At 40.6% G+C, this 23,168-nt stretch carries 20 protein-coding genes; 16 read left to right on the forward strand and 4 right to left on the reverse strand.

The annotated features are described in order from the left end of the window. Positions 1-30: 30 nt before the first annotated feature. Positions 31-1,218: an MFS transporter gene (locus MKX49_RS09790; RefSeq protein WP_034312334.1), complete on the reverse strand. Its 1,188-nt coding sequence runs from the start codon at positions 1,216-1,218 to the stop codon at positions 31-33. 121 nt (positions 1,219-1,339) lie between these two features. On the opposite strand from MKX49_RS09790, the gene MKX49_RS09795 reads away from it, so the two are divergent. Continuing rightward, the gene (locus MKX49_RS09795) at positions 1,340-1,786 is read left to right on the forward strand and encodes a MarR family winged helix-turn-helix transcriptional regulator (RefSeq protein WP_340876260.1); all 447 of its coding nucleotides are present in this window, start codon (positions 1,340-1,342) and stop codon (positions 1,784-1,786) included. Positions 1,787-2,096: 310 nt separating this feature from the next. Continuing rightward, positions 2,097-3,686 (forward strand): long-chain-fatty-acid--CoA ligase, encoded by a 1,590-nt coding sequence (locus MKX49_RS09800; protein WP_340876262.1) that lies wholly within the window; start codon positions 2,097-2,099, stop codon positions 3,684-3,686. A gap of 168 nt (positions 3,687-3,854) precedes the next feature. On the opposite strand, the gene MKX49_RS09805 is transcribed toward MKX49_RS09800, so the two are convergent. Beyond that, positions 3,855-4,358: a hypothetical protein gene (locus tag MKX49_RS09805; RefSeq protein ID WP_340876265.1), complete on the reverse strand. Its 504-nt coding sequence runs from the start codon at positions 4,356-4,358 to the stop codon at positions 3,855-3,857. Positions 4,359-5,118: 760 nt separating this feature from the next. Here MKX49_RS09805 and MKX49_RS09810 point away from each other — a divergent pair. The 6 genes from MKX49_RS09810 to MKX49_RS09835 are packed head-to-tail and all read left to right on the forward strand — an operon-like array spanning position 5,119 to position 11,184. Next, the gene (locus MKX49_RS09810; protein ID WP_340876267.1) at positions 5,119-6,222 is read left to right on the forward strand and encodes an amidohydrolase/deacetylase family metallohydrolase; all 1,104 of its coding nucleotides are present in this window, start codon (positions 5,119-5,121) and stop codon (positions 6,220-6,222) included. Then, on the forward strand, positions 6,200-7,306 hold the full coding sequence (locus MKX49_RS09815; RefSeq protein ID WP_048678861.1) for a DgaE family pyridoxal phosphate-dependent ammonia lyase: 1,107 nt from the start codon (positions 6,200-6,202) through the stop codon (positions 7,304-7,306). The genes MKX49_RS09810 and MKX49_RS09815 overlap by 23 nt, the downstream gene beginning before the upstream one ends. Further along, positions 7,303-8,058, forward strand: coding sequence for a 2-dehydro-3-deoxy-phosphogluconate aldolase (gene dagF / locus MKX49_RS09820; protein WP_034312316.1), 756 nt, complete (start codon positions 7,303-7,305; stop codon positions 8,056-8,058). The genes MKX49_RS09815 and dagF overlap by 4 nt, the downstream gene beginning before the upstream one ends. Next, a complete protein-coding gene (locus tag MKX49_RS09825; RefSeq protein ID WP_340876270.1) occupies positions 8,051-9,064 on the forward strand; it encodes a sugar kinase in 1,014 nt (337 codons plus the stop codon). Before dagF ends, MKX49_RS09825 begins: the two co-directional genes overlap by 8 nt. A gap of 15 nt (positions 9,065-9,079) precedes the next feature. Continuing rightward, positions 9,080-9,802: a GntR family transcriptional regulator gene (locus MKX49_RS09830; RefSeq protein ID WP_048678855.1), complete on the forward strand. Its 723-nt coding sequence runs from the start codon at positions 9,080-9,082 to the stop codon at positions 9,800-9,802. Between the two features lie 56 nt (positions 9,803-9,858). Further along, a complete protein-coding gene (locus MKX49_RS09835) occupies positions 9,859-11,184 on the forward strand; it encodes a GntT/GntP/DsdX family permease (RefSeq protein WP_054396071.1) in 1,326 nt (441 codons plus the stop codon). 210 nt (positions 11,185-11,394) lie between these two features. Here the strand turns inward: MKX49_RS09835 and yppF are convergent, their stop codons facing one another. Next, the gene (gene yppF, locus MKX49_RS09840) at positions 11,395-11,577 is read right to left on the reverse strand and encodes a YppF family protein (RefSeq protein ID WP_055348417.1); all 183 of its coding nucleotides are present in this window, start codon (positions 11,575-11,577) and stop codon (positions 11,395-11,397) included. Positions 11,578-11,831: 254 nt separating this feature from the next. Next, positions 11,832-13,124, reverse strand: coding sequence for an MFS transporter (locus MKX49_RS09845; protein WP_048678849.1), 1,293 nt, complete (start codon positions 13,122-13,124; stop codon positions 11,832-11,834). 1,147 nt (positions 13,125-14,271) lie between these two features. Here MKX49_RS09845 and MKX49_RS09850 point away from each other — a divergent pair. The 8 genes from MKX49_RS09850 to MKX49_RS09885 all read left to right on the forward strand — a co-directional run bounded on the left by MKX49_RS09850 (position 14,272) and on the right by MKX49_RS09885 (position 23,166). Next, positions 14,272-15,087, forward strand: coding sequence for an IclR family transcriptional regulator (locus tag MKX49_RS09850; protein ID WP_048678846.1), 816 nt, complete (start codon positions 14,272-14,274; stop codon positions 15,085-15,087). Between the two features lie 273 nt (positions 15,088-15,360). Beyond that, positions 15,361-15,894, forward strand: a complete 534-nt coding sequence (locus MKX49_RS09855; protein WP_034312308.1) for a cupin domain-containing protein — start codon at positions 15,361-15,363, stop codon at positions 15,892-15,894. A 122-nt stretch (positions 15,895-16,016) separates the two neighbouring features. After that, positions 16,017-16,955: a VOC family protein gene (locus tag MKX49_RS09860; protein WP_323597985.1), complete on the forward strand. Its 939-nt coding sequence runs from the start codon at positions 16,017-16,019 to the stop codon at positions 16,953-16,955. 100 nt (positions 16,956-17,055) lie between these two features. Then, positions 17,056-17,847, forward strand: coding sequence for an SDR family oxidoreductase (locus MKX49_RS09865; RefSeq protein ID WP_323597984.1), 792 nt, complete (start codon positions 17,056-17,058; stop codon positions 17,845-17,847). Positions 17,848-17,877: 30 nt separating this feature from the next. Continuing rightward, positions 17,878-19,566, forward strand: a complete 1,689-nt coding sequence (locus MKX49_RS09870) for a thiamine pyrophosphate-binding protein (RefSeq protein WP_340876274.1) — start codon at positions 17,878-17,880, stop codon at positions 19,564-19,566. A gap of 12 nt (positions 19,567-19,578) precedes the next feature. Next, a complete protein-coding gene (locus MKX49_RS09875) occupies positions 19,579-21,024 on the forward strand; it encodes an aldehyde dehydrogenase family protein (RefSeq protein WP_340876275.1) in 1,446 nt (481 codons plus the stop codon). A gap of 16 nt (positions 21,025-21,040) precedes the next feature. After that, on the forward strand, positions 21,041-21,826 hold the full coding sequence (gene nadX / locus MKX49_RS09880; RefSeq protein WP_034312299.1) for an aspartate dehydrogenase: 786 nt from the start codon (positions 21,041-21,043) through the stop codon (positions 21,824-21,826). Positions 21,827-21,864: 38 nt separating this feature from the next. After that, positions 21,865-23,166 carry an aromatic ring-hydroxylating oxygenase subunit alpha gene (locus MKX49_RS09885; protein ID WP_034312297.1) on the forward strand — a complete coding sequence of 434 codons (1,302 nt, stop codon included), beginning with the start codon at positions 21,865-21,867 and terminating at the stop codon, positions 23,164-23,166. Positions 23,167-23,168 lie beyond the last annotated feature (2 nt).

The following is a 23,168-nucleotide window of genomic DNA, read 5'->3' on the forward strand; positions in this document are numbered from 1 at the left end:
AGGAATAAATTTTGAAATGCCATTTAAGCTCTAAGATAAGGCCTTTGCATGAAGAGATCGCTTTTGCCAAGCCATAGTAATCATTAAAGTAATGAATAAGAGGATAAGGCCCAACATGAACGGATAGGTAATGTGGACATCATACATCATTCCCGCAAGTGTTGGTCCGAGCACATTTCCGATGCTCATATACGCATTATTCATACCCATTGCAAAGCCTTGCTCATTCCCTGCCATCTTGGAAATCAGTGTGTTAAGAACTGGACGTAAGATGGAAGTGGAAAGGAAGATGATAAGTGAAATTAAAAAGAAAATCAGGTAATTCGATGCAAAAAGTGATAGAAGGAAACCGATGGCTGCAACACTGATAAAGATATTCAGCACATTCACTTCCCCGAAACGCTGTACGATCCGGTCGACGACAAACAATTGAACTATTACACTGACGATACCGGTGGCTGTAACCATTACGGCGATGTCCTTTGGAGTTGAATTGAATTGATTATCAAGATAAAGACCAATTACAGATTCATACGCCATTAAGCCAAAGCTCATTACAAGAGTAATGATGAGTGGGATGAAATAGGGCTTTTTCACGGATAAAGCAATCTTCCGAAGCATCGTTTCAGTTTTTGCATCCATGGATTGAGTAACCTGTGCCGTTTCGCTTTCTTTTAAAACAAAAATCGAAAATACGACTGCTGATAGGGATACCAGCGCAGAAATCAAAAAAGGAAACTTCAAGCCAAAGTCAGCTAAAAAACCTCCAATTCCTGGACCGACTACAATTCCCAGGGACATGGCGGCAGATACTAAACTATTGCCTTTAGCGCGTTGATCAAATGTGGTGATATCAGCAACATAAGCAAAAATTGCGGGTATAAGCAAAGCTGCCCCGATTCCGCCAATGATACGTGAAGCATATAATAACCAAATGGAATTGACTGCATAAAAAATGAACATGGATAATGTCAAACCGACCAATCCATAAATAATCATTTTTCTGCGCCCGAATTGGTCAGTCCATTTTCCGGCAATTGGCGAAAAGATAAGTTGTGCACCTGCGAAAATGGCAATCATTAGGCCAGCGGCGGTTCCACCTTGATTAATGGAGGCCAGGTATGCTGGTAAAATGGGAATGATGATGCCGAAACTCCCTATTGCGATAAACATATTGATCATGAGGATAATGATCTTTTTGCGTTGTTCTGCTGACATGTACAGCCTCTCTCTCTCTTTAAAAATCAATAACCAATTTAATTCGCATGGTTAATTTTTTGATACGTTAATTATGTTATAGTTTTAGATAGATAGTGTCAATAAGAAAGGATTGTCAAACATGCATTCAAGTGAATTGTATAATTTACATCTAGAGATTAGGGAATTAAGCAGCCTATCACAGGAATTGGTGGAACCGTTATTGGTTAAATATGATTTAACTACTGTGCAGTATCGCGCATTGCATTTAATAGTCTTGAATGAATCCATAGCTGTTAAAGATGTTTCGAATCATTTGAAAATTAAACCTGCAGCAGGGACTGCACTAATTGATCGGCTTGAACGGAAGAAGTTGATTGAGAGGGTACACAGTGAGGATGATCGGCGGGTCGTTTTTATCCAATCCACCGAAAGTGGAAGGAATACCTATCATTCCATCAATAAGTGTTTTACCAAAACCTTTCGTGACTTTTATAGCGTCCTGAATGAAGAGGAAACGGAACGACTCAAACAAATCGTTGGGAAACTTACCGAACATCTGTCGGCATGCATAGATAATAAAATATAATCTTCCTGACGTGTACAGTTTCCATTATAATAGAAAGAAGAAGCACTATATAACATTAAAACAGTGAATTTCACTGTTTTTTAGGAGGTTAAATTATCAGAATAATTAAAAAACGTTCGGATTATTAATCCCCTTGAGTAAAGCGGATAGGTCATTCAAAAATCTTTATATGCAAATCCATTAAAGAAGATATGACGGCTGGAAAATGAATATGTATTAAAAGGATACGAAGTTTTTTTCTCAGGATCCATCATGACGAACCCAGCAGGGTGCTGTATACAGTGAATCTGTAAAGAAGGAGATGGTAAAAATGTTTTCCCCATTAACTCCAATTGATTGGAAGCGCAGGGCCGTAAAATATTATCCTCATAAAGTGGCAGTCATCGATGAAGAGAAAAAGTTTACATATAAGGAATTCGGGCAGCGAACAGATCAACTTTCCAAAGCTTTGTATTCTTCGGGAATTGAAAAAGGTGACCATATTGCAGTTATGTTGCCAAATACGCATTATATGTTGGAATGTTTTTATGGCATTTGTCAAATGGGAGCGGTAATGGTTCCTTTGAATTATAGGCTTGCTGCAGAGGATTTGGAATTTATCATCAAGCATAGCGATTCAAAAATGTTGATAGTCGATGAAGAATTCACCGCTCCGATCGAAAAGATCATTACTAAACTTTCCTTGGAAAAGATCATCATCGTGCCTGTTGAAGGATATGAAACCACTTTACCTGGAATAGATTATGAGAATTTCATTTTGCATGCAAATGATTATGGACTGCCAGATGTTAAAATCGATGAAAATCAACTTTTGACTATAAATTACACGAGTGGAACGACTTCAAAACCCAAAGGGGTCATGTTAACTCATCGCGGGAATTACATGAACGCCGCTAATTTCATTTATCACCTAGGAGTGAAGCATGACGATGTATACTTACATACCTTGCCAATGTTTCACGCTAATGGCTGGGGAGGGGTATGGTCGGTAACGGCTACTGGCGGGACTCATGTATGTTTAAGGAAAGTCGATCCCCCTCTTATCCTCAAATTATTCGCCCTTCATAATATTACATTATTATGTGGAGCGCCTACTGTCGTCAATATGCTGGTAAATGATCCTAAAGCAAAAGGAACAAATATCAAAGTGCGTCCAAGAATGGCAACAGCAGGGGCTCCTCCAGCAGCAGCGCTTATACAAAAGGCACAAGAAATCCTTGGTTTGAATATGATCCACGTATATGGATTAACAGAAACTTCCCCATTCATCCTATATAACGAGTGGAAGGATGAGTTTGAAGCTAAATCGGCGGACGAACAAGCAATAATAAAGGCAAGACAAGGGATTGAATTGGTTTTCAATGGGGAAACGATGGTAGTCAATAAAGAAGGGAAAGAAGTCGCTTGGGATGGAAAGGAACTGGGGGAAATCATTACTCGCGGCAATGTTGTAATGGAAGGATATTATAAGGATCCGGAAAAGACGGCTGAAGCCATTAGGGATGGCTGGTTTCATACCGGGGATCTGGCAGTTACCTATCCTGATGGATATATTGAGATACAGGACAGGGCTAAGGATTTAATCATTTCCGGCGGGGAAAATATTTCTTCAACAGAGGTAGAAGGGGTATTGTATAAACATCCAGATGTTTTGGAGGCTGCGATCATTGCCATTCCAGACGATAAATGGGGAGAAACGCCTAAGGCAATCATTGTGCTGCAGCCAAATGCAAAAGTGACAGAAAATGAGATCATCACCTTTTGCCGCTCAAAAATGGCTCACTTTAAAGCACCGACAAAAGTTGAATTCGTAGAGTCTTTACCGAAAACGGCAACAGGTAAGCTACAAAAATACCGATTGAGGGAAATCCATTGGAAAGGATCGAAAAAGGTAAATTAACGGCTTTCATTGGAACGGGATATATATATTAAGTGAATGTCATGAAAAGGAAAAACGAATGAAGTACGGAAATTAATAAGACCAAGAATGCTTTTAAATAAGCATTCTTGGTTTTTATATTATGGAAAGCAACATTTCCTCTGTAATATTAGGAGCAGGAAGGATTAATTAACGAGGGCTTCTAAATGAAAGATTTGACTTAGTGTAATATATATACGTTATTTTAGATAAACTTGGTTTTTTACCACTAGCATAGACAGATACATGATAAGCGTGTTTTCCGGAATAATATGCTGCTATTAAACTATTAGGACTGCCAGCAAGTGCTGATGCCAGTGCAGTAGCTACTCCTGCTGGTGCGGTTGGGCCACCTGCAAACACAAGAGTACTTACGATGCTTAACCATGTTGTTCCCTTTTGATGAGCCTTTACCATCTTTCCTAATTGGGTATTTGTTAGTTTAGCTTGATGAGCAATAGGTTTGCTCATTTCAATGATGCTTGCTGTTGGTTGTATTTGTATAACATCATCACTAATTAATTTGACTTCCACAATGGGGTTGACAGTTGATGAAGGTATTGTTTCATTTTTCTCTTCGGCCAATGTATTGGGGACATGTGATAATACTAATAAACTGATTATTAGTATTGAAAATAAGGACTTTTTCTTCATTTTCATAACACTCCCTTATATTTTTTTGAAAATTTGGTTTAATATCATACTATATAACTATATGCAGGAGGTCGAGATAAATATGGAAACTAAGGAAAAAAGACTTAAAACAGTAATAATTGTACTTATTTCTATATGTCTAGGTTTTATAATCAGGATGTCCTCAGTAATAATATCTGATCGAAATTTATTTTCTATGTACAACATAGACCTATTAATTTTGTTTATAGCGATAATTGGATTAATTATATGGTTGAATAAAAAGAAAAAAAGGATCTAATTCTTCAGTTTGGAGACAAAAGGGGTTCTATAGCGAGTGTATTGGAGGAACCGTTCAAACCCTCTAAACCCATTAGTCTTTATTCTGACTTAGAGTTAGTTTTTTAAAAAAAAGCATTATTTCCGGATAATTAGAGTAGAAACTTTCATCAATGGATTTTGTGAATTCGTAAAAAAAAGGCGGGAAGAAAAACAGATTGTTTTTCTTCCCGCCTTTTTTTTCATGGGTAGTATGAAAAATTTAAAAAAACCTAATGAGATTATATTATATGAAGAAACTAAGAAGCACAAAGAAAAAATAGCCTTGATCTTATAAAAATTCTGTAAATTTAAATCAAACATTATAACGTTATATTGATTAGTTCGACAAAATATGATAATCTACTTTTGTAAAGAGAAATTAATGAATTCTTATACAATTCAGTGTAACCGTATACAAAGTACTTTCAATCGATAGGATGTACCGAAAAGGATGAGGGAAATGACAGATACGTTAGTTCTGAAGAATGTAAAAATGGTAGAGGGAAAAGCAGCGGATATCATCCTGGAAAATGGGATGATTAAGGAAATTGCACGACCCGGAACTGCAACAGGAGATAAGATAATAGATTATGATCAAAAAGTTTTTGTTTCGAGCGGTTGGATTGATATGCATGTACATGCTTTCCCGGAATTCGATCCTTATGGTGATGAGGTTGATGAGATTGGATATAAAACTGGTGTAACAACGGTCATAGATGCAGGAAGCACGGGGGCAGATAGGATAACCGATCTGGTTAGAAGTTGTGAAAATTCCAAAACGAATGTTTTCGCCTTTCTGAATATTTCGCGGATTGGATTGAAAAGGGTTGATGAGTTATCGGATATTTCATGGCTGGACGAAAGGGAAATAATGAAGGCAATTTCCAAGTACGGGGATTTTGTCGTTGGACTTAAAGCGAGAATAAGTAAAAGTGTAGTTGGTCCAAATGGTGTCAAGCCATTAAAAATCGCTAGGAATTTCTCGGCTGAAACGGGTTTACCATTAATGGTTCATATCGGTTCAGGGCCGCCTGATATTAAGGAAGTCCTTCAATTACTTGAGGAAAAGGACATTATTACTCATTTTCTAAATGGTAAAGCGAATAATTTATTTGATGAAAGAGAAGTGCCGCTGCCTGAGTTGATTAAGGCGATTGAACGTGGTGTACATTTGGATGTAGGTCATGGAACGGCAAGCTTTTCTTTTAAAACTGCAGAAATGGCTAAAAAGCGGGGAATCGGCTTCAATACGATCAGTACGGATATATATCGGAAAAACAGAGAGAATGGGCCAGTTTTTAATATGGCAAATGTGCTTACAAAATTTTTGTACCTCGGTTATCCATTAAAAGAAGTAATAGATGCGGTTACGGTCAATGCAGCAGCTTGGTTGAATAAACCAGAGCTTGGAAGGATTTCAGCTGGGGATATTGCGAACCTAACTTTATTCTCGATCGAGAATGAGCCGACCCTTTTATTGGATTCCGAAGGCGAAAAAAGGATGGCAGAAAAAAGAGTTGTTGTAAAAGGAGTGGTTATAAATGGAGAATTCATTGAATGCTAAATACGGTTTGAAAAGAGTCATCAATGCAAGCGGAAGAATGAGCATATTGGGAGTCTCTGCCCCAACTGACACAGTGATGGACGCGATGAAAAAAGGTGGGCAAAATTATGTTGAAATTTCTGATTTAGTCGATAAGTCAGGCCAGCATATAGCGAATTTGCTTCATTCTGAAGCAGCGGTGGTCGTAAACTCAGCATCAAGCGGAATTGCGCTTTCAGTAGCGGCAATCGTTACTGAAGGAAACAGAAGGAAAAGCGAAAGGCTTCATCAAGATCGTATTCAAAAGAATGAAATCATCATGCTGAAAGGCCATAACGTTCAGTATGGTGCACCGGTTGAAACCATGATTTATCTTGGCGGCGGAAAATTGGTTGAAGTTGGATATGCAAATGAAGGGAAAGCAGAACATATTGCGGAGGCCATAAATGAAAATACTTCCGCTATTTTATATGTGAAATCGCATCATGCTGTCCAGAAAAATATGATATCGGTCGAAGAAGCATGGGAAGTGGCCAAAACGAATAATATCCCTCTGATTGTCGATGCAGCAGCGGAAGAAGATTTGGAAAAATATGTACAATTCTCCGACCTGGCGATTTATAGTGGTTCAAAAGCCATTGAAGGACCCACATCCGGTATCGTTGCTGGCAGAAAAAAATATATCGAATGGGTAAAGGTTCAATTGCACTGTATAGGAAGGAGCATGAAGGTTGGAAAGGAAACGACCTTTGGGCTGCTTCAGGCATTGGATGAGTATTTTGTCAAGACGGATAATAGCGAAAAAGAAAAAGCTAGTTTACAAGTTCTCACATCACTTGACTCGATTGATGGCGTAAAAGTAACGATAGTTCAGGATGAAGCCGGACGTGCCATATATAGAGCACGTATTTCCATAGATCCTTTGACGGAAACGACGGCGAAAGAAGTGAACGAGCAGCTCAAAAATGGGGATATCGCCATTTATACACGGGATTATGGGATACGGCAAGGCTTTTTCGATATAGATCCGCGTCCATTGCAAGGTGATGATATAAATGTTATTGAATCACGATTAAGAACCATATTAGGAGGAAAACAAGGATGACAAACATAAACAAACGGTTATTGAATGATCGCGTAGCCTTAAATGTACTTGCAAATAGTGTGGAAAATGCAGTGGAAGTCTTTGAAGCAGCTGAAGGACATGTATTGGTTGGTGTACTCTCAAAGGATTATCCAACTGTCGAAGCAGGTGTTACAGCAATGAAAGAATACGGGGAAGCCATTGATGAGGCCGTTTCAATTGGATTGGGCGCAGGCGATAATAGACAGGCTGCAGTTGTCGCAGAAATAGCAAAATACTATCCAGGCAGTCATATTAACCAGGTTTTTCCGGCTGTTGGTGCTACGAGGGCCAATTTAGGCGAGAAGGATAGCTGGATAAATTCACTTGTTTCTCCAACTGGGAAAGTCGGTTATGTGAATATCTCCACTGGTCCAGTAAGTGCAGGCGCAAGTGAAACTGCCATTGTGCCAATCAAAGCTGCCATTGCGCTCGTTCGCGATATGGGAGGAAATGCTTTGAAATATTTCCCTATGAAAGGACTGAAGCATGAAGATGAATATCGTGCTGTAGCAAAAGCTTGTGGTGAAGAGGGATTTGCTTTGGAACCAACAGGTGGAATCGACTTAAATAATTTCGAGACGATATTAGAAATTGCATTAGAAGCAAAAGTGCCTAAAGTCATTCCCCACGTATATTCTTCCATCATTGATGAAGCGACTGGTAAAACGAATGGGGAGGATGTACGGAAATTATTGGCCATGACGAAAAAATTGGTTGAAAAATATGCCTAAAAGAATTGTGGCATTCGGGGAAGTAATGATGCGTTTGCAGGTACCAGGGCATGAATTGCTATCACAGGCTAACACGCTGCAATACTCCTTTTCAGGCACGGGAGTAAATGTGGCTTCTGCGATGACAAAACTTGGACATGATGGGTATCTTGTGACAATGTTACCGGATAACCCCCTTGGTGATTCAGCAATTTCAGCATTGCAGGGCTTAGGAATCGGCAGGAACTACATCTCTAGAGGCGGCAAATACATGGGGATGTACTTTTTGGAAAATGGATTTGGACAGCGGGCGAGCCGTGTCACATATTCCAATCGACTGGAAAGCAGTTTTAATACTGCAACCTTATCCGATTATGATATGGATATGATTTCGGAAAAGACGGATATCATCCATTTTTGCGGAATCACGCTTGCAATGGCGGAAAATGTACGGGAAAGCATGAAGGTGCTGGCTAGAAAAGTCAAAGAAAAGGGCGGTACAGTCTGTTTCGACTGCAATTACCGACCTTCCTTATGGGAGGGAGGTTACGCTGACGCAAAGCCTCATTATGAAGAAATGCTTTCTTTGGCTGATATCGTCATGATGAATGAAAAAGACGCGCTTTATATTTTAGGAATGAAGTCAGAAGGCTCCACAAGGGAAGAACAGCTTGTTGAGTTGATCCCTGAAGTGGCCAAGCGATTCAAAATTCAATCGATAGCGGGGACACATCGTTCGATCAACAGTAATAATAGCCATACCTTGAGGGGGTATATATACAAAGAAGAAACATTTTACTTTTCCGATATCCTATCATTTTCCGTATATGATAGAATAGGTTCAGGCGATGCTTACACCAGCGGAATCTTACATGGCGAATTGCTAGGATATTCCCCTGAAAAGACAGTACGATTTGCTGCTGTATCAGGAATGCTGGCATGTACTGTCGTTGGAGATACTCCTTTGGCAACCGAAAAGGAGATACTCTCGGCAATGGAAGGTAAAATGGAAGATATTAAAAGATAAGGCAGGAGATTAGGAATGAATGTGAACAGAAAAAATGGACCGATGTATTTACAGATAAAAGAAATATTAAAGGATCGTATTTTACATGGGGTTTATGCCATTGACACAAACATTCCCTCCGAGCCTCTTTTAGAAGAAGAATTTAACGTAAGTAAGGTTACTGTCCGTAATGCAATCAAAGAACTCGTGCAAGAGGGGTATGTTGAAAAGAAAAGCGGCAAAGGCACTAGAGTCATAGCTAATGGTTCGATTGTCAAACTTTCCAAAGGGAAGCGTTTCACAGAGCTGTTGGTGGAGGAAGGGCACTCCATTTTAAAAAAGGTGTTAAACATAAGTCAGATTGACCTTTCTTCAGACTCTAAGCTGCATTCTTTATTTGGTGCCCGTTGCATAAGTATCGAACGGATATATTTATTGGACAATGAACCTTATATTTACTTTACACATTATATTTCACTTGATTTAAACCAAGAAGAGATTAAAGAGGTCCAAATCAATTCTTTGTACCGCTTTTTGGAAGAGCAAAACGTCAAACTTGAAACATTCAGAGATGAGTTTGCCGTTGCTATCGCTCCGGATCACATTTGCGAAACACTGAAAATCGAAAACAATAGTCCAGTACTAAAGAGGATTAGGATTTCCAGTGATGGGGACGGAAATGTTACGGAATACAGTGAAGGTTATTACAACACGGCTAAACAGAACTACATTGTGACATATAACGAGCCGGTACAATAATCCCATTTATTGTATTGGTTTGAATGTAAGCGATTTCTTGGGAATGGGGAGAATATATGGATCTATATTTATTAGGAATCACGCTGATAGCAATCGTAATCGTCATTTTGGGGGTATCATTGTGGAAATGGCATGCGTTCATCAGCCTGACTGTTGCCAGTTTATTTTTAGCGATTTTTTCCGGACTGCCAATGGACAAGATCGTTGGTGCTTATGAAACGGGTGTCGGAGCGGTCCTTGGGCACCTTATTGGAATATTGGCCTTAGGGACCATCCTAGGAAAGATGATGTCCGACTCTGGAGCTGGAATGCAGGTTGCTGACTTTTTCATTAATAAATTCGGTGTGAAAAACCTGCCATGGGCCATGCTTTTATCTGGTTTCATCATCGGCATTCCGGTATTTTTCGAGGTTGGTTTAGTAATATTGCTTCCTTTGGTCATTTCCATTCGGAAATCAACCAAAGTGAACATCTTGTTAATTGGCATTCCAGTACTTGCTGGTTTATCGATCGTACATGGGCTGGTGCCTCCGCATCCTGGAGCCATGACAGCTATTGGAATTTATAATGCTAACATGGGGCAGGTACTTCTGTACTCATTGATCATCGCATTCCCGACGGCTGTAATTGCGGGACCGCTATTCGCAAAATGGATTCATAAACGGGTTATTCCTGTTGGAGAACCGGAATTGATCCGTGTCGAAACAAAGTCAAGTGGATTACCCGGCACTGGAGTATCGTTCTTCATCATCCTTTTGCCAGTATTGTTGATGGTTTTAACTGTAGTGGCGCCTTATCTGCCGCTACCGGGTTCGATTGAAAAATTCTTATTGTTTATCGGAAGTCCAGTGATCGCCCTATTAATCTCCTGTTTTGCAGCTTACTATTTCTTGGGCTACAGACAGGGAATGGACAAATCACTAATTAAAAAGTTGACGGAAGAATGCTTATTGCCATTAGCATCCATAATTCTAATTATCGGTGCTGGGGGAGGGTTCAAGCAAATTTTAATTGATAGTGGCGTAGGGACTGCAATCGCTTCCATGTCTGAAGAAATTTCTTTATCACCGATCGTTCTTGCATTCCTTGTGGCCGGATTGATTCGGATTGCCACAGGTTCTGCAACCGTCGCTTTGACCACGGCAGCAGGGATCGTTTCACCGGTCGTTGCCAATATGACGGGTGTTAATCTAGAATTGCTCGTAATTGCCACGGGAGCAGGCTCACTCATGTTCTCCCATGTTAATGACGCCGGTTTCTGGTTAGTAAAAGAATACATGGGACTAACCGTTAAAGAAACTTTCAAAACTTGGACAGTGATGGAAACATTACTTTCCTTCGTTGCATTCGGTTTGGTTTTAATTTTCGATATATTCATTTAATTAAAATGAATTTCTGCAATGTCTGATTAAGTAACATTTACCTCCGTGAACTGTCTTGGGGTGACAGATCACGGAGGCTTTTATATATTTATGAACATACTGGGGATGAGAAAATGACCGGCTGTATTTTTAAAGTAGGTCGTTGCGGAAAAACAGAAACAAAAGTCATCCACAATGGGGAGTAGTTAGTCTAGTGACAAGGGTGTAGCTTCATCCAGGAGATGTTTGTTTGGCTCCTCGAAGATATAAGTCCTGACAGAGACTTCTATATTGCAAGATTGACAGCTTCCCGTTTACATATTCATTCTGAATATAATCCAATAAATCATTGGCATGGTTAGGCTTTTGACGTTTTTCCTGAATATAATGGAGAATTAAAACTTCTATATTCACACACTCACCTTACTTGACAAGTATTTTTTTCCATAAATAATATAACATAGGCATTCAAAAAAATATCATTTTTTGAATATTTTAACTATCGACATATTTATACAAATAAAGGAGTGATTCGGAGTAACCGGTGGGAAATTTTATCGGGTAATGCAAAAAATGAGCGATATTATTTCGACTCACTTTTAAGTCGGCACAAGAAAAACCCCTGATAAATCAAGGGTTGGAGGTATAAAACTGATTTTAAAAGGACTTCATGCTTGTATCTTTTGTACATGTATAGGTGATAAGCGCAGTTCTGCGGATTCTCTCTTAATGGAGAATAAATAAGCTGCCAAACCTAAGAGGGCTGTAAAAATCAGCATGGCGATCGATGAACTGAAGTCCCCGCCAGACAAGTCACGAAGCCATCCCATGATATAGCTCGAAAAGCCGCCCATGATATTCGTGAATCCAATTAGACCTGCGGCTCGTCCTGCCGTTTCAGGTGTTGAATATTTTACCATGAGCATATTGCTTAGGTGGAACACACCGCCTTGACATCCCATTGCCAGTCCCATACATAGTCCGGCCAAAATAGGATTGGGGATGAAGACAGCTACAGTCAAAAAGACAGCCGTCAATGAAAATAGAATCGTGGCCATCAAACTTGGACGTCTGGTTTTGTCAGCCAGAAAACCGCATGCCAAGACAAATCCTAAAGCGAATAGCCAGGAAAGTGAAGTAATGCTTGACATTCCTTCCTTTTCGAATCCTTTTGCTTCAATGAGATATGTAGGAAGCCAAATGCTGATTCCGAAAAATAAGAAGGAGCATACGAGCATGCCGAACCAAACGATCCAGAAACGATAATCTTGGGCGAAACTTTTCTTATTCTCGGAATGGGCGGTTTCTTTTATTTCATCATCCGTTTGGCGAATGAATGCCAATTCCTCCTTACTTATACGGGGGTGCTCTTCTGGTGTATTCCTCGTCATTAAGATGAACATCGGGATATTTATAAATAAGTTGAAAGCTGCAAGCATAAAGAAAGCTGCTTGCCAGTGAAGTAAAGATATCACAAGCACCAAAACAACGGCTCCCATTGCCGGTCCTAAATAGTTTCCGGTAAGCCAAGATGCCTGGGCCCTCCCCAGTTCGCGTTTATTAAACCAGTTAGAAATGAGCTTTCCGGAAACCGGAATCATCATCCCTTCACCAAAACCAAGAATGATCCTGCTAATTAAAAATATTTCATATGAATTTGCCAGTCCTGACATAATCATCGTGATTGTCCAAACGAATAAACCGGCGATGGCTGTTTTTCGGGCACCTAATTTATCAATGATGAAGCCCCAAAAAAGATTTGAAACTCCATAAGCAATGGTGAATACAAAAGATAGAAGACCGATCTTTGCATTTTTGTCAGCACCTGTCATACCGAGTGCATGCAAGAATTCTGGATCTGTTTGAATGATGGAAATGCCAACCTTATCAATTTGTCCAAAAAACCAAAAGAAAAAAATTGGTACGGCAATATACAACCATCTTTTTTGCCCATTTAACATAATACCATCTCCCTATTGCTTTTTAACATTCCTTAAAACGCTTACATTTGAGAATAAGTGTTTTTTCGGTTATCCCTTTAGAAAGGTACTAGTTTGTTTTGATTTTTCCCGCCTTTCTTTAAAATTTTGATAGAAAAAAAGAAACAGAAGTGTTTTGTAAGGAAAACAAAGTTTTACTTTCTTAACGATAAATTAAAATAATTTGATTGTCAATTTAATATTTTGACAATTTTCTATTTTTAGAATATAAGTACTTTCGGTTATAAAACGAACTTTGTTTCATCCTATTGGGTAGATGGAGCTCTATCAACCAGGACTTAAAATGGAAGTAATACTGATTCTTTGTGTCCAAAAAACAAATTATTTACAAATTATTAAAAATTCTGACTCGTTGATATTGAATTTAAAATCAGGAAAATCTATAATTCATTTATATTGTTTTGTATATGAAATGCTTAATATGGAAAATTTCGCGATTTGACAGAGAATATCAATGTATGAAAATTCTTTATTTGTTTTTACTGCTATAATTGGTTATATTTGGTCATATAACAACGAGCTTTTCTATTGAAACGTCAATTATGCTAGGCCTTCCAAATAGTTTTATATATGTAAATATGCTTTAATTGACACTAAACACTATTCTATTTATACATGAAGAGTAAAGGGTTGTGAGGTAGTAATGGTTGCCATTTTGCGGTACTGATTCTTTAACAGGAATAGGGATAATGAATAGCGCTCGAAGACACCAGCTCGGTTAAAGGTTCCTGGCTTTTACTAGCCGTTTTCCGGAAGCGGTGAAAGCGTTGAGTATATCTGATATGACTCATAGACACCAGCTGTTGTTAGCATGAAAGAAAGTAAACGGAAACTTCTGAATTGATTACAATCCATCGAAATATGATTGGAAGAACTTGCAAAGTAAAGGCCGGTGCGCGCTACTGGCGCCAAAGTACCTGTCTAGTTAAGGAAGCAAAAGAAAATAGGCAACCATTGAAGTATGCATCATAAACATTCACCAAAAGAACGATCATAAAAAAATGTATATATATGTTGCATTTTCTTCTTTCTAGGTATGAAGAAAGCTTTACTGAACGGGTTATAGTCAGGGAAAATGAGATTTATTCACAACGGGGGGAATACTTGAATGGCAAGCGAAGAAAAAGAGAAAGAGAAATATAGTGCTAATTCATTGGTTAGGGGCTTGGAAATCATTAAGCTCTTTAATGAAGTACAGCCGAGCTTGTCTCTTTCAGAAATAGCAAAACAACTGGGAGTAAGCAGAACCGTACCATATCGTTTATTATTCACATTACAAAATATTGGTTACTTGTCTCAGGATGAACATACCAAACGTTATAGTTTAACTCCTAAAGTTCTTGAATTGGGGTTCAGCTATTTGAATAGCTTGAAATTCCAAGAAATTGTCCAACCTTATATGGAGACCTTGCGTGATGAAATCGGAGCCTCCTGCCATCTTTCCATTTTGGATGGACAGGAAGTTGTTTATGTTGGAAGTGCCCCGATCAGAGGTGTATCCGCTGTCAATGTGAACATAGGCTTGCGGCTGCCGGCGCATGCTTTGGCCAATGGAAAATTACTTTTGGCATATCAACCGAAAGAATTGCTCATGCAAATGTTCAAAATATCGAACCTTACTCCTTATACAGACAAAACACTCACCGCGCCTGGTGAATTTCAAAAACAGCTGGATTCGATTCGGCAAAATGGTTATTCGATGACAAGCGGGGAATTCCACCCTGGCATCCGTTCGGTTGCCGCCCCGATCTTTGATAGGACTGGGAAAGTATTGGCTGCCTTGAATGTCGTAGCAACAGAGTCTGCTTATCAAGAGGATTTCATCGATAAAATTGCCTTGCCGAAACTGTTGGAAGTTTCTCGTCAGTTATCCGTTTATATGGGATACAGCGGGGTTAAGCCTTATCAACACGAAGATGTCTGAACGATTTAAAATCGATTAATAAGTGAATAACCTCTTTCGAAAGTGTGGATCTCCCATTAGGGAAATCCACACTTTTTTGTGTTAAGAAAAGCAAATCGTTACAAGTTTATCTCATAGTGGTGAACGTTCGGATTATAGAAATAGTTTTAAATATTCTAAAAACTAATTGACAATGAAGCGGTTTCATTTTAGACTTAATTCATAGACAAAACAATGTTTTGCTTATGAAACATAATTCGGTTTAGAAACAACAAATAAGGGAGGAATTTTAAAATGACAAAAGAAACTTTTTCAGTGAAGGATTTTGAAAAAAAATATGTTGCCCGATTGAAAGACCGTACTCTTGATTGGAATGTCTTGAAGTTCCAAGAAGAAATTGATCCCGCTTATAGACGCGCACAGATGAGATATATCGGACGTGGTGCCACTGCCAATAACGATACGAATGTAATTGCAGGTGAACATTTCACTTTAAGTACGATGGTGCTTCCTCCGGGATGTATCGGTCCTTTGCACCTTCATGACGATGTTGAAGAAGTGTTTTTCATTCTTGAGGGTGAAGTCACGGCATTAATTCAAGAGGACAGCTACAGTGAAGTGCATGAAATCAAATTAAGTGCGAGAGACTGCATAAGCAGCCCGCCGGGGGTTTATCGGGGAATTAGGAATGACGGGGATGTAGAGGCGCGCATGCTAGTGATGCTTGGGGCAGTGAAGCCTAACTTACCGACATATCCTGAAGGCAGTGAACTGGAAGAACTGCGTAAACAACGCTCTAAAGAAAGAGAAGCCATCATTAAAGATTGATCATTTAGCCGAAAGGGCACCTGCATTATGAAAATTAATGAGGCGCCCTTTTCGATTAGATTGTTAAATATGGCCAATGCGAATGATCAAAAGGGCAATCTAAATTATGGGAGGTATAAAAAATGCTTGGGATTACTCATTTACGGCATATAAGCATGATAACTCCGAATTTCGACGATCAAGCAGCGTTTTATGAAAAGGTTTGGGGTCTGGATAGAGTGGATGTTCCGGAAGAGGAGAATACGGTTTATTTCCGGGGGGCTGGACCGGAACATCATATTCTTAGTCTTCACAGGGGAGAAAAACGAGGATTGCACCATATAGCTTTTGGCATGGTCGATAAAAATGCGGTGGACCGTGCAGCAGGGATATTACAATCGAAGGGCGTTCGAATCATTGAACCGCCAGGATATTTGGATGAAGCAGGTGCCGGTTATGGCCTGCGGTTTATTGATCCGGAAAACCGCGTAATCGAGCTTTCGGCTTGGGTGGAAGTGCAAACGTCCATTTGGAGCAAGAAAAATGTTGATCCAGTGAAATTGAATCATGTTGTAATGAACACGAAGAACTTAGATATGATCGTTGAGTTTTATACGGATGTACTTGGTTTTAAAGTCACTGATTGGAGTGAGCATCAAATGTCATTCCTACGGTGCAACAGAAAGCATCACTCCATCGCCTTCAATCAAGATGAACATGCGTCAGTCAATCATATCGCATACGAAGTCGATTCCGTGGATGAATTGATGCGAGGAATAAGCAATGTCCGAAAAGCGGGCTTGTCTGAACTTTGGGGACCTGGACGTCATGGGCCGGGAGACAATATTTTCTGTTATTTTCAAGACCCAGGCGGTTTTGTAATGGAGTATACATGTTATCTGGAAACGATCGAAGATGAATCTGAGTGGAGAGCACGTGTATGGAAACGGGTTCCGCATTTAATGGATCAGTGGGGGATTGCAGGGCCGCCGAAACCTGAAGCGCGCAAAGCAATGGGAGGAGATCCCGATCCAGGCTGGGTTGATTCTCATATAGGTGGTTCTGTCATGGCGAAAAAATGAGGAGGAGTTTGATTTCCTCCCATGATTCTTGCGCTAGTTAGCTTCTTGTTGATTAAAGGACAGCATTTGAGGAAAATGGCTTTGAAAAGGAGTGAAGAGAGTGGATTTAGGATTGCAAGGAAAAGTGGCTGTCATTATGGGCGGCACGTCGGGCGTGGGATTAAAAACAGCAGAAATGTTTTTAGCTGAAGGAGCGAAAGTGGCTATTTGCGGCAGAAGTGCTGAGCGTATGGAAAGTGCACAAAGTCAATTGCTCTCATTTGGTGAAGAGGAAGATATTTTTGCATCAACATGTGATGTCACCTCAAAATCGGATGTGGATTCTTTCATTAATGGTACCGCTGAGAGGTTTGGCGGAATCGATATTTTGGTGAATGCAGCCGGTCAAAGCGTGATGGGTCACTTTTTTGACATAACGGATGAGCAGTGGGAAGAACAGATTCAGTTAAAGTTCTTTGCCATCATATATGCCGTTCGTGCTTCGCATCCTCATTTAGTGAAAAGGGGGGGAGGGCGCATCATTAATATTAATGCAACGCTTGCCAAAGAACCTGAACGTCATATGGTAGCGACTGCAGCAGCAAGGGCTGGCCTCCTTAATTTAAGCAAAACCTTGTCCCAGGAATTGGCCTTTGACAATATATTGGTGAATTCAGTGAGTCTTGGATTGATCCGGACCGATCAATGGGAGCGAAGAAGGTTGAAAAATGCGCCTGATATGGACCCTGAAGAGTATTACGGGGACCTAGCGAAAAAACGGAATATCCCTCTCGGCCGCGTAGGGGAAGCGGAAGAAGTGGCCAGTGTCATTGTTTTCCTTGCTTCAGACAAAGCAAGTTATGTAGCGGGTTCGACGATTGAGACGGCAGGAGCGATCGGAAAGGCAATATAAATATATTACTGAAAAAGGTAGGATAACGCGATGAAAATACAAGAAGAAATAGAGTTTACGACCGCCGATTCCATCGTAAAGGAGCTTGTTCAAGCAGGTGTGGAAGCTGCTTTCGGGATTGTCAGCATTCACAATATGCCCATCTATGATGCAATTCTTAGGGAAGGGAGCATCAAACTCATTTGTTCACGCGGTGAGAGCGGTGCCGTAAATATGGCTGATGGATATGCACGCGCCACCGGGAAATTGGGTGTAGTGATTACCAGTACTGGAACAGGGGCAGGAAATGCAGCTGGTTCACTAGTGGAAGCTTGGGCAGCTGGTGTCCCCCTTCTTCATCTAACAGGTGAGGTGGCTTCTTCTTATCTTGGCACAGGCAAAGGATACATACATGAGTGTAAAGACCAGCTTTCAATGATGAGCGGAGCTTGTAAAAATGCAGTGAGGCTTAGAAACCCTGACCAAACCGCAGCAGTAGTAAGGAAGGCAATCCAGGAAGCTTTAACTGCACCAACGGGTCCGGTTACATTGGAAATTCCAATTGACTATCAATCGGTGATCATAGAGGATCTTTCACTCGAAGGGCTGCGAACTTCACCCACTGAAACAAATTCAATGCAAATTATTCCTGAACTAGCCGTTCAAAAAATGGTAAGCGCAAGCCGTCCTGTCATATGGGCCGGTGGTGGAGTCATCAGTGCCAATGCTTCGCAAGAGCTGCAAAAATTGGCGGAAATCCTTGGTGCAGCGGTAATAACCAGTCAGTCAGGAAAAGGTTCGATTCCAGAAAACCATGAACAATGCATCGGACATTTTGCGGCATATGAAACTACAAAAGAGTTTTTAAGAAATGCAGATTTATTGATTAGCGTAGGTGTAAGGTTTAGGGGGAATGAAACATCCAACTGGAAAGTGCCGGTGCCACAAGAACATATAGCGATCGATGCGGATTGGCAGGCCATTAACCGGAACTATAAAGCCACGTTAGGTTTGGTTGGCGATGCAAAAGATATGCTTGCTGCCATCATTCAAAAGCTTGAAGAACATTCAGTTCATGCAGAGCCATCTTATTTACAAGAAGTTCTTTCACTTAGAAATGAAGTGCGCGCTCAACTCAGGGAAACGCTTGGACCGTATGAGCAATTTGTAGATGGCATGAGGGAGATATTACCAGAGGATACCATTCTAGTTCGTGATGTGACCGTACAGGCAAATGTTTGGGGCAGCCGTTTATTTGAAATCTATGAACCGAGAACATCGATTCATGCATCAGGCGGCGGAATTGGTCAAGGTCTTCCAACAGCAATCGGTGCCCAAATGGGATGTCAAGATAAAACCGTCGTTCTTATGGCTGGAGATGGTGGGTTTATGGTGAACGTCGGGGAAATGGTTACGGCAGCCGAAGAAAACTTACCAGTTATCATCGTATTGTTTGATGACTCAGGCTATGGAGTTCTTCGCAATATTCAAACAGCCGCATATGGTCGGCAGGTAGCTGTGGACTTATTGAGCCCTGATTTTGTGAAACTGGCTGAGTCCATGCATTTTGATGCAGTGCGTATTGGTTCTGGAGATGAGTTCATATCCGAACTGAAAAAGGCTAAGGAAAGACGTAAACCTTCAATGATCGTCGTTGATATGGAAGCTGTGGGGCCAATGGCCAAACCATTTGGCGGACCACCGGGAGCTGCGGAAGCATTCAAGCCCAAAAAACTATAAGGAGGATTGAGAATGATTTCGACATACCCATTTGTTTCAGGAAAATATCTAGTTAATGGAGAATGGATAGAATTACCGGAAAAAGTCGATGTTGTAAATCCGGCAAATACATCGGAAGTAGTTGGCCAGGTGGCAAAATGCTCTGAAGAAATCGTGAATGGCGCTATTGAAGCGGCAGAAAATGCTTTTCAAACGTGGTCTCGCTCTGATATCGGGGAACGGGCAAACAGGATGAACACTGCGGCAGAAGAACTATCAAAAGTTATCGAGGAAAATGTTACCGTGTTTGTACGTGAGAATGGCAAAACACTTGTTGAAGCTAAAAAGGATTTACTGCGCTGTGTTGAAGTAATGAAGGGCTGTGCAGCAGAGTTACTTGATTGGTGGAAGCCTGAAGTGCTTCCAGGAAAACAAAAAGTCCAAATCCGAAGAAGGGCAAGAGGTGTCACGGCAATAATCACACCGTGGAATTCTCCGATGATATTAACATTTAAAAGGGTCATACCTGCTGTTTTGGCAGGCAATGCCGTTGTCGTAAAACCTGCAACGAATTGTCCTTTAACGATCATGACCTGTTTAAAAGTAGTTGCTGAACATTTTCCTCCAGGAGTCATCAATATAGTCTCAGGATCAGGAAAAGCAATCGGTGACACACTATGTTCCGATTCACGCGTACGGACATTGGCGTTTGTCGGAAGTACGGAAACCGGGAAAGATATCATGCAGAAATCAGCTGGAAATCTGCAAAAAGTATATATGGAACTTGGCGGCAATGATCCTGCCATCATTTTGGAAGATGCCAATATGGATGAAGCGGCTATCAAACGTTTGAGGATGGGGATTTTACGAGCAGCGGGTCAGGTTTGTTCTGCTGTAAAAAGAGTGTACGTCCAAGAATCACGATATGATGAAGTTGTGGAGAAGCTGACCAAAGAGTTCAGCCGGATGGTGATCGGTGATGGAATTCAGCCTGATGTAACCATGGGTCCATTGAATAATAAAACACAATATGACTTTGTGAATGGCTTGATCGAACGTACCGCTAAGTCAGGAGGAAATATAATCACAACCGGCATCCAGCTGAATCCGGAAACTTGGGATAAAGGTTATTATATGCTTCCTTCCATTATTACTGGCGTCGATCAGCAGAGCGAATTGGTTCGAGTGGAACAATTCGGACCGATCATTCCAATTTTACCTTTCAATGATATCGATGAAGCTGTAAAATTAGCGAATGATAGTGAGTTTGCGCTGCGTGCATCTGTTTGGACCGAGAATGAAGATATCGCTGTCGAAATGGCAGATCGCCTTCAAGCTGGTGCGGTATTCCATAATAATCATACCGTTTTCAGCGACTTGGCCCTGGACTTCCCTGGCTTAAAAGAAAGCGGTGTTTCGCGGGAAACAAGACATTGCGGGTTGGAATTCTTTGCGGACTCATACGGGTTTGCTGATTGAGGAAGGATGAAACTACATGAAGTTAGGTTTAATCGGGTGCGGTAATATCGGAAAATTTTTGCTTCAGGCCATTAATAACGACGGACTTCTTCCAGGTGGAAGAATCGTTGCGATTTATGCCCGCCGTGAAGAAGTTGCGGCACAATTAGCTGAAGAATTCAGGACACAGCCATATCGTGATGTCGACGAACTTCTTAAATCCGATGTTGATTTAGTCATAGAGGCTGCAACGATAGAAGCAGCTGAAGAGTATGCATTGAAAGTGCTTAAAAGCGGGAAGGATCTCTTGCTAAGCAGCATTGGCGTGATGGCGAATTCCGCCTTTGAAGAACAATCAAACCAGATTTGTAAATTGAATAACGTGAATATTCTCCTTCCGTCTGGTGCGATTGGAGGTCTAGATGTACTTAAATCGGCAAAAGCGGTGAATGGCCTTGAATCTGTTTGCATCACCACAAGAAAACCGCCAAACGCATTGCCGGCAGGGTCTTCAGTGACAGAAGAAACGGTATTATTTGAAGGAACTGCTGCAGAAGCGATCAAGCAGTTTCCGAGAAACATTAATGTTGCGATTGTGCTGTCTATGGCTGGTCTTGGATCAGAAAAGACGAAAGTGAAAATCATTGCCGATCCAAATGTGTTAAAAAACAATCACCTGATAGAAGCGTCAGGTTCGTTCGGGAAACTGAAACTGGAAGTGGAAAATGATCCGATGCCAAATAACCCGAAAACGAGTTATCTAGCGGCATTAAGCGTTTTGGCGACTCTGCAAAACAAGGAAAAAAGCGTTCAGATCGGGTAATGCATAATGATGTAAAGCTTGGAAGGGAGAGAAAAAGTATGCTTAAAACTGAAAAATCCTTAGAAGAAATGTCGAAACAGCAAGTTGTTGACTATTTGAACGAAACGGTTAAACCAGAGGAAGGCGTTATACCTGCATACCTCCTTGGAGACCCAAAGGTTTATGATATAGAACATGAAAAAGTGTTTTTGAAAACATGGGTTTTTATCGGCCATGATTCTGAAGTACCGAACAAAGGAGACTTCATGACCCGTGAACTTGCTGGCTACTCGCTCATCATTACTCGTGATGCTGAAGGGGAAATCAGGGCGTTTTATAATATGTGCACCCATCGCGGAATGAAACTATGCCGTGCAGATAAAGGGAACAAGTCATTATTTACTTGCCCCTACCATGGTTTTAATTTTAAAAACACTGGTGAACTCGTAGGAGTGCCATTACAAAAGGATATATATGGGGGGAACCTTGACCGCTCGGAAATGGGCCTTCACAAAGTAAAGCTTGAATCCTATAAAGGTCTTTTATTTGGAACTTGGAATGAAGATGCAGAGCCGCTTGAAGAGTTTCTTGGAGACATTAAATGGTATTTGGATATCCTTGTAGGACGTGCAGAAATGGAAGTAATCGGAGTTCCGCAAAGATTCGTTGTTAATTCAAACTGGAAAGTTGGTTCCGATAACTTTGTTGGTGATTCCTATCACACGATGGTCACACACGGATCCATTGCCAAACTGGGCATGGTGCCCAATGCTACCTATTCAAAGCGCGGTTTTCAAATCCATACGGATAACGGGCATGGACTAAACTTAGGGACTCCTAATCCTGACTTCGCTTTCCCGGAAGAATTGAAAGATGAATTTAAAACTAATTTGTCTGAAGAACAATATGGAGTGTTATCAAACTTAAAGAATATGATTGGGAATGTCTTCCCTAACTTATCATTTTTAATATCCCATACAAAAATCAAAGACCAATTCATCTCCAACACTTCCATAAGGATGTGGCGGCCAATCGGTCACAATAAAATGGAAGTGATTGCTTGGATGCTCGTGGAAAAGAACGCCTCCCAAGATTGGAAAGATAGATCAAGAGATTCATTTATCTTGACCTTTAGCCCATCCGGTATTTTCGAACAGGATGATACGGAAGTTTTTACTGATATCACTGAAGCAGCCCAAGGACCAATGCCTTTCCTAAAGAATCTAACCTACAATTATACAATGGGTCTTCATCGTGAACCAGTTGATTTTATAGGTCCTGGTGTTGCTTACGATGATAAATTCACTGAAGCGAGCCAAAGGAATTTTTACAAGTACTGGCTTGAATTGATGACGAAATGATA

The organism is Peribacillus sp. FSL M8-0224 (assembly GCF_038003055.1).
GTDB lineage: Bacteria > Bacillota > Bacilli > Bacillales > DSM-1321 > Peribacillus > Peribacillus frigoritolerans.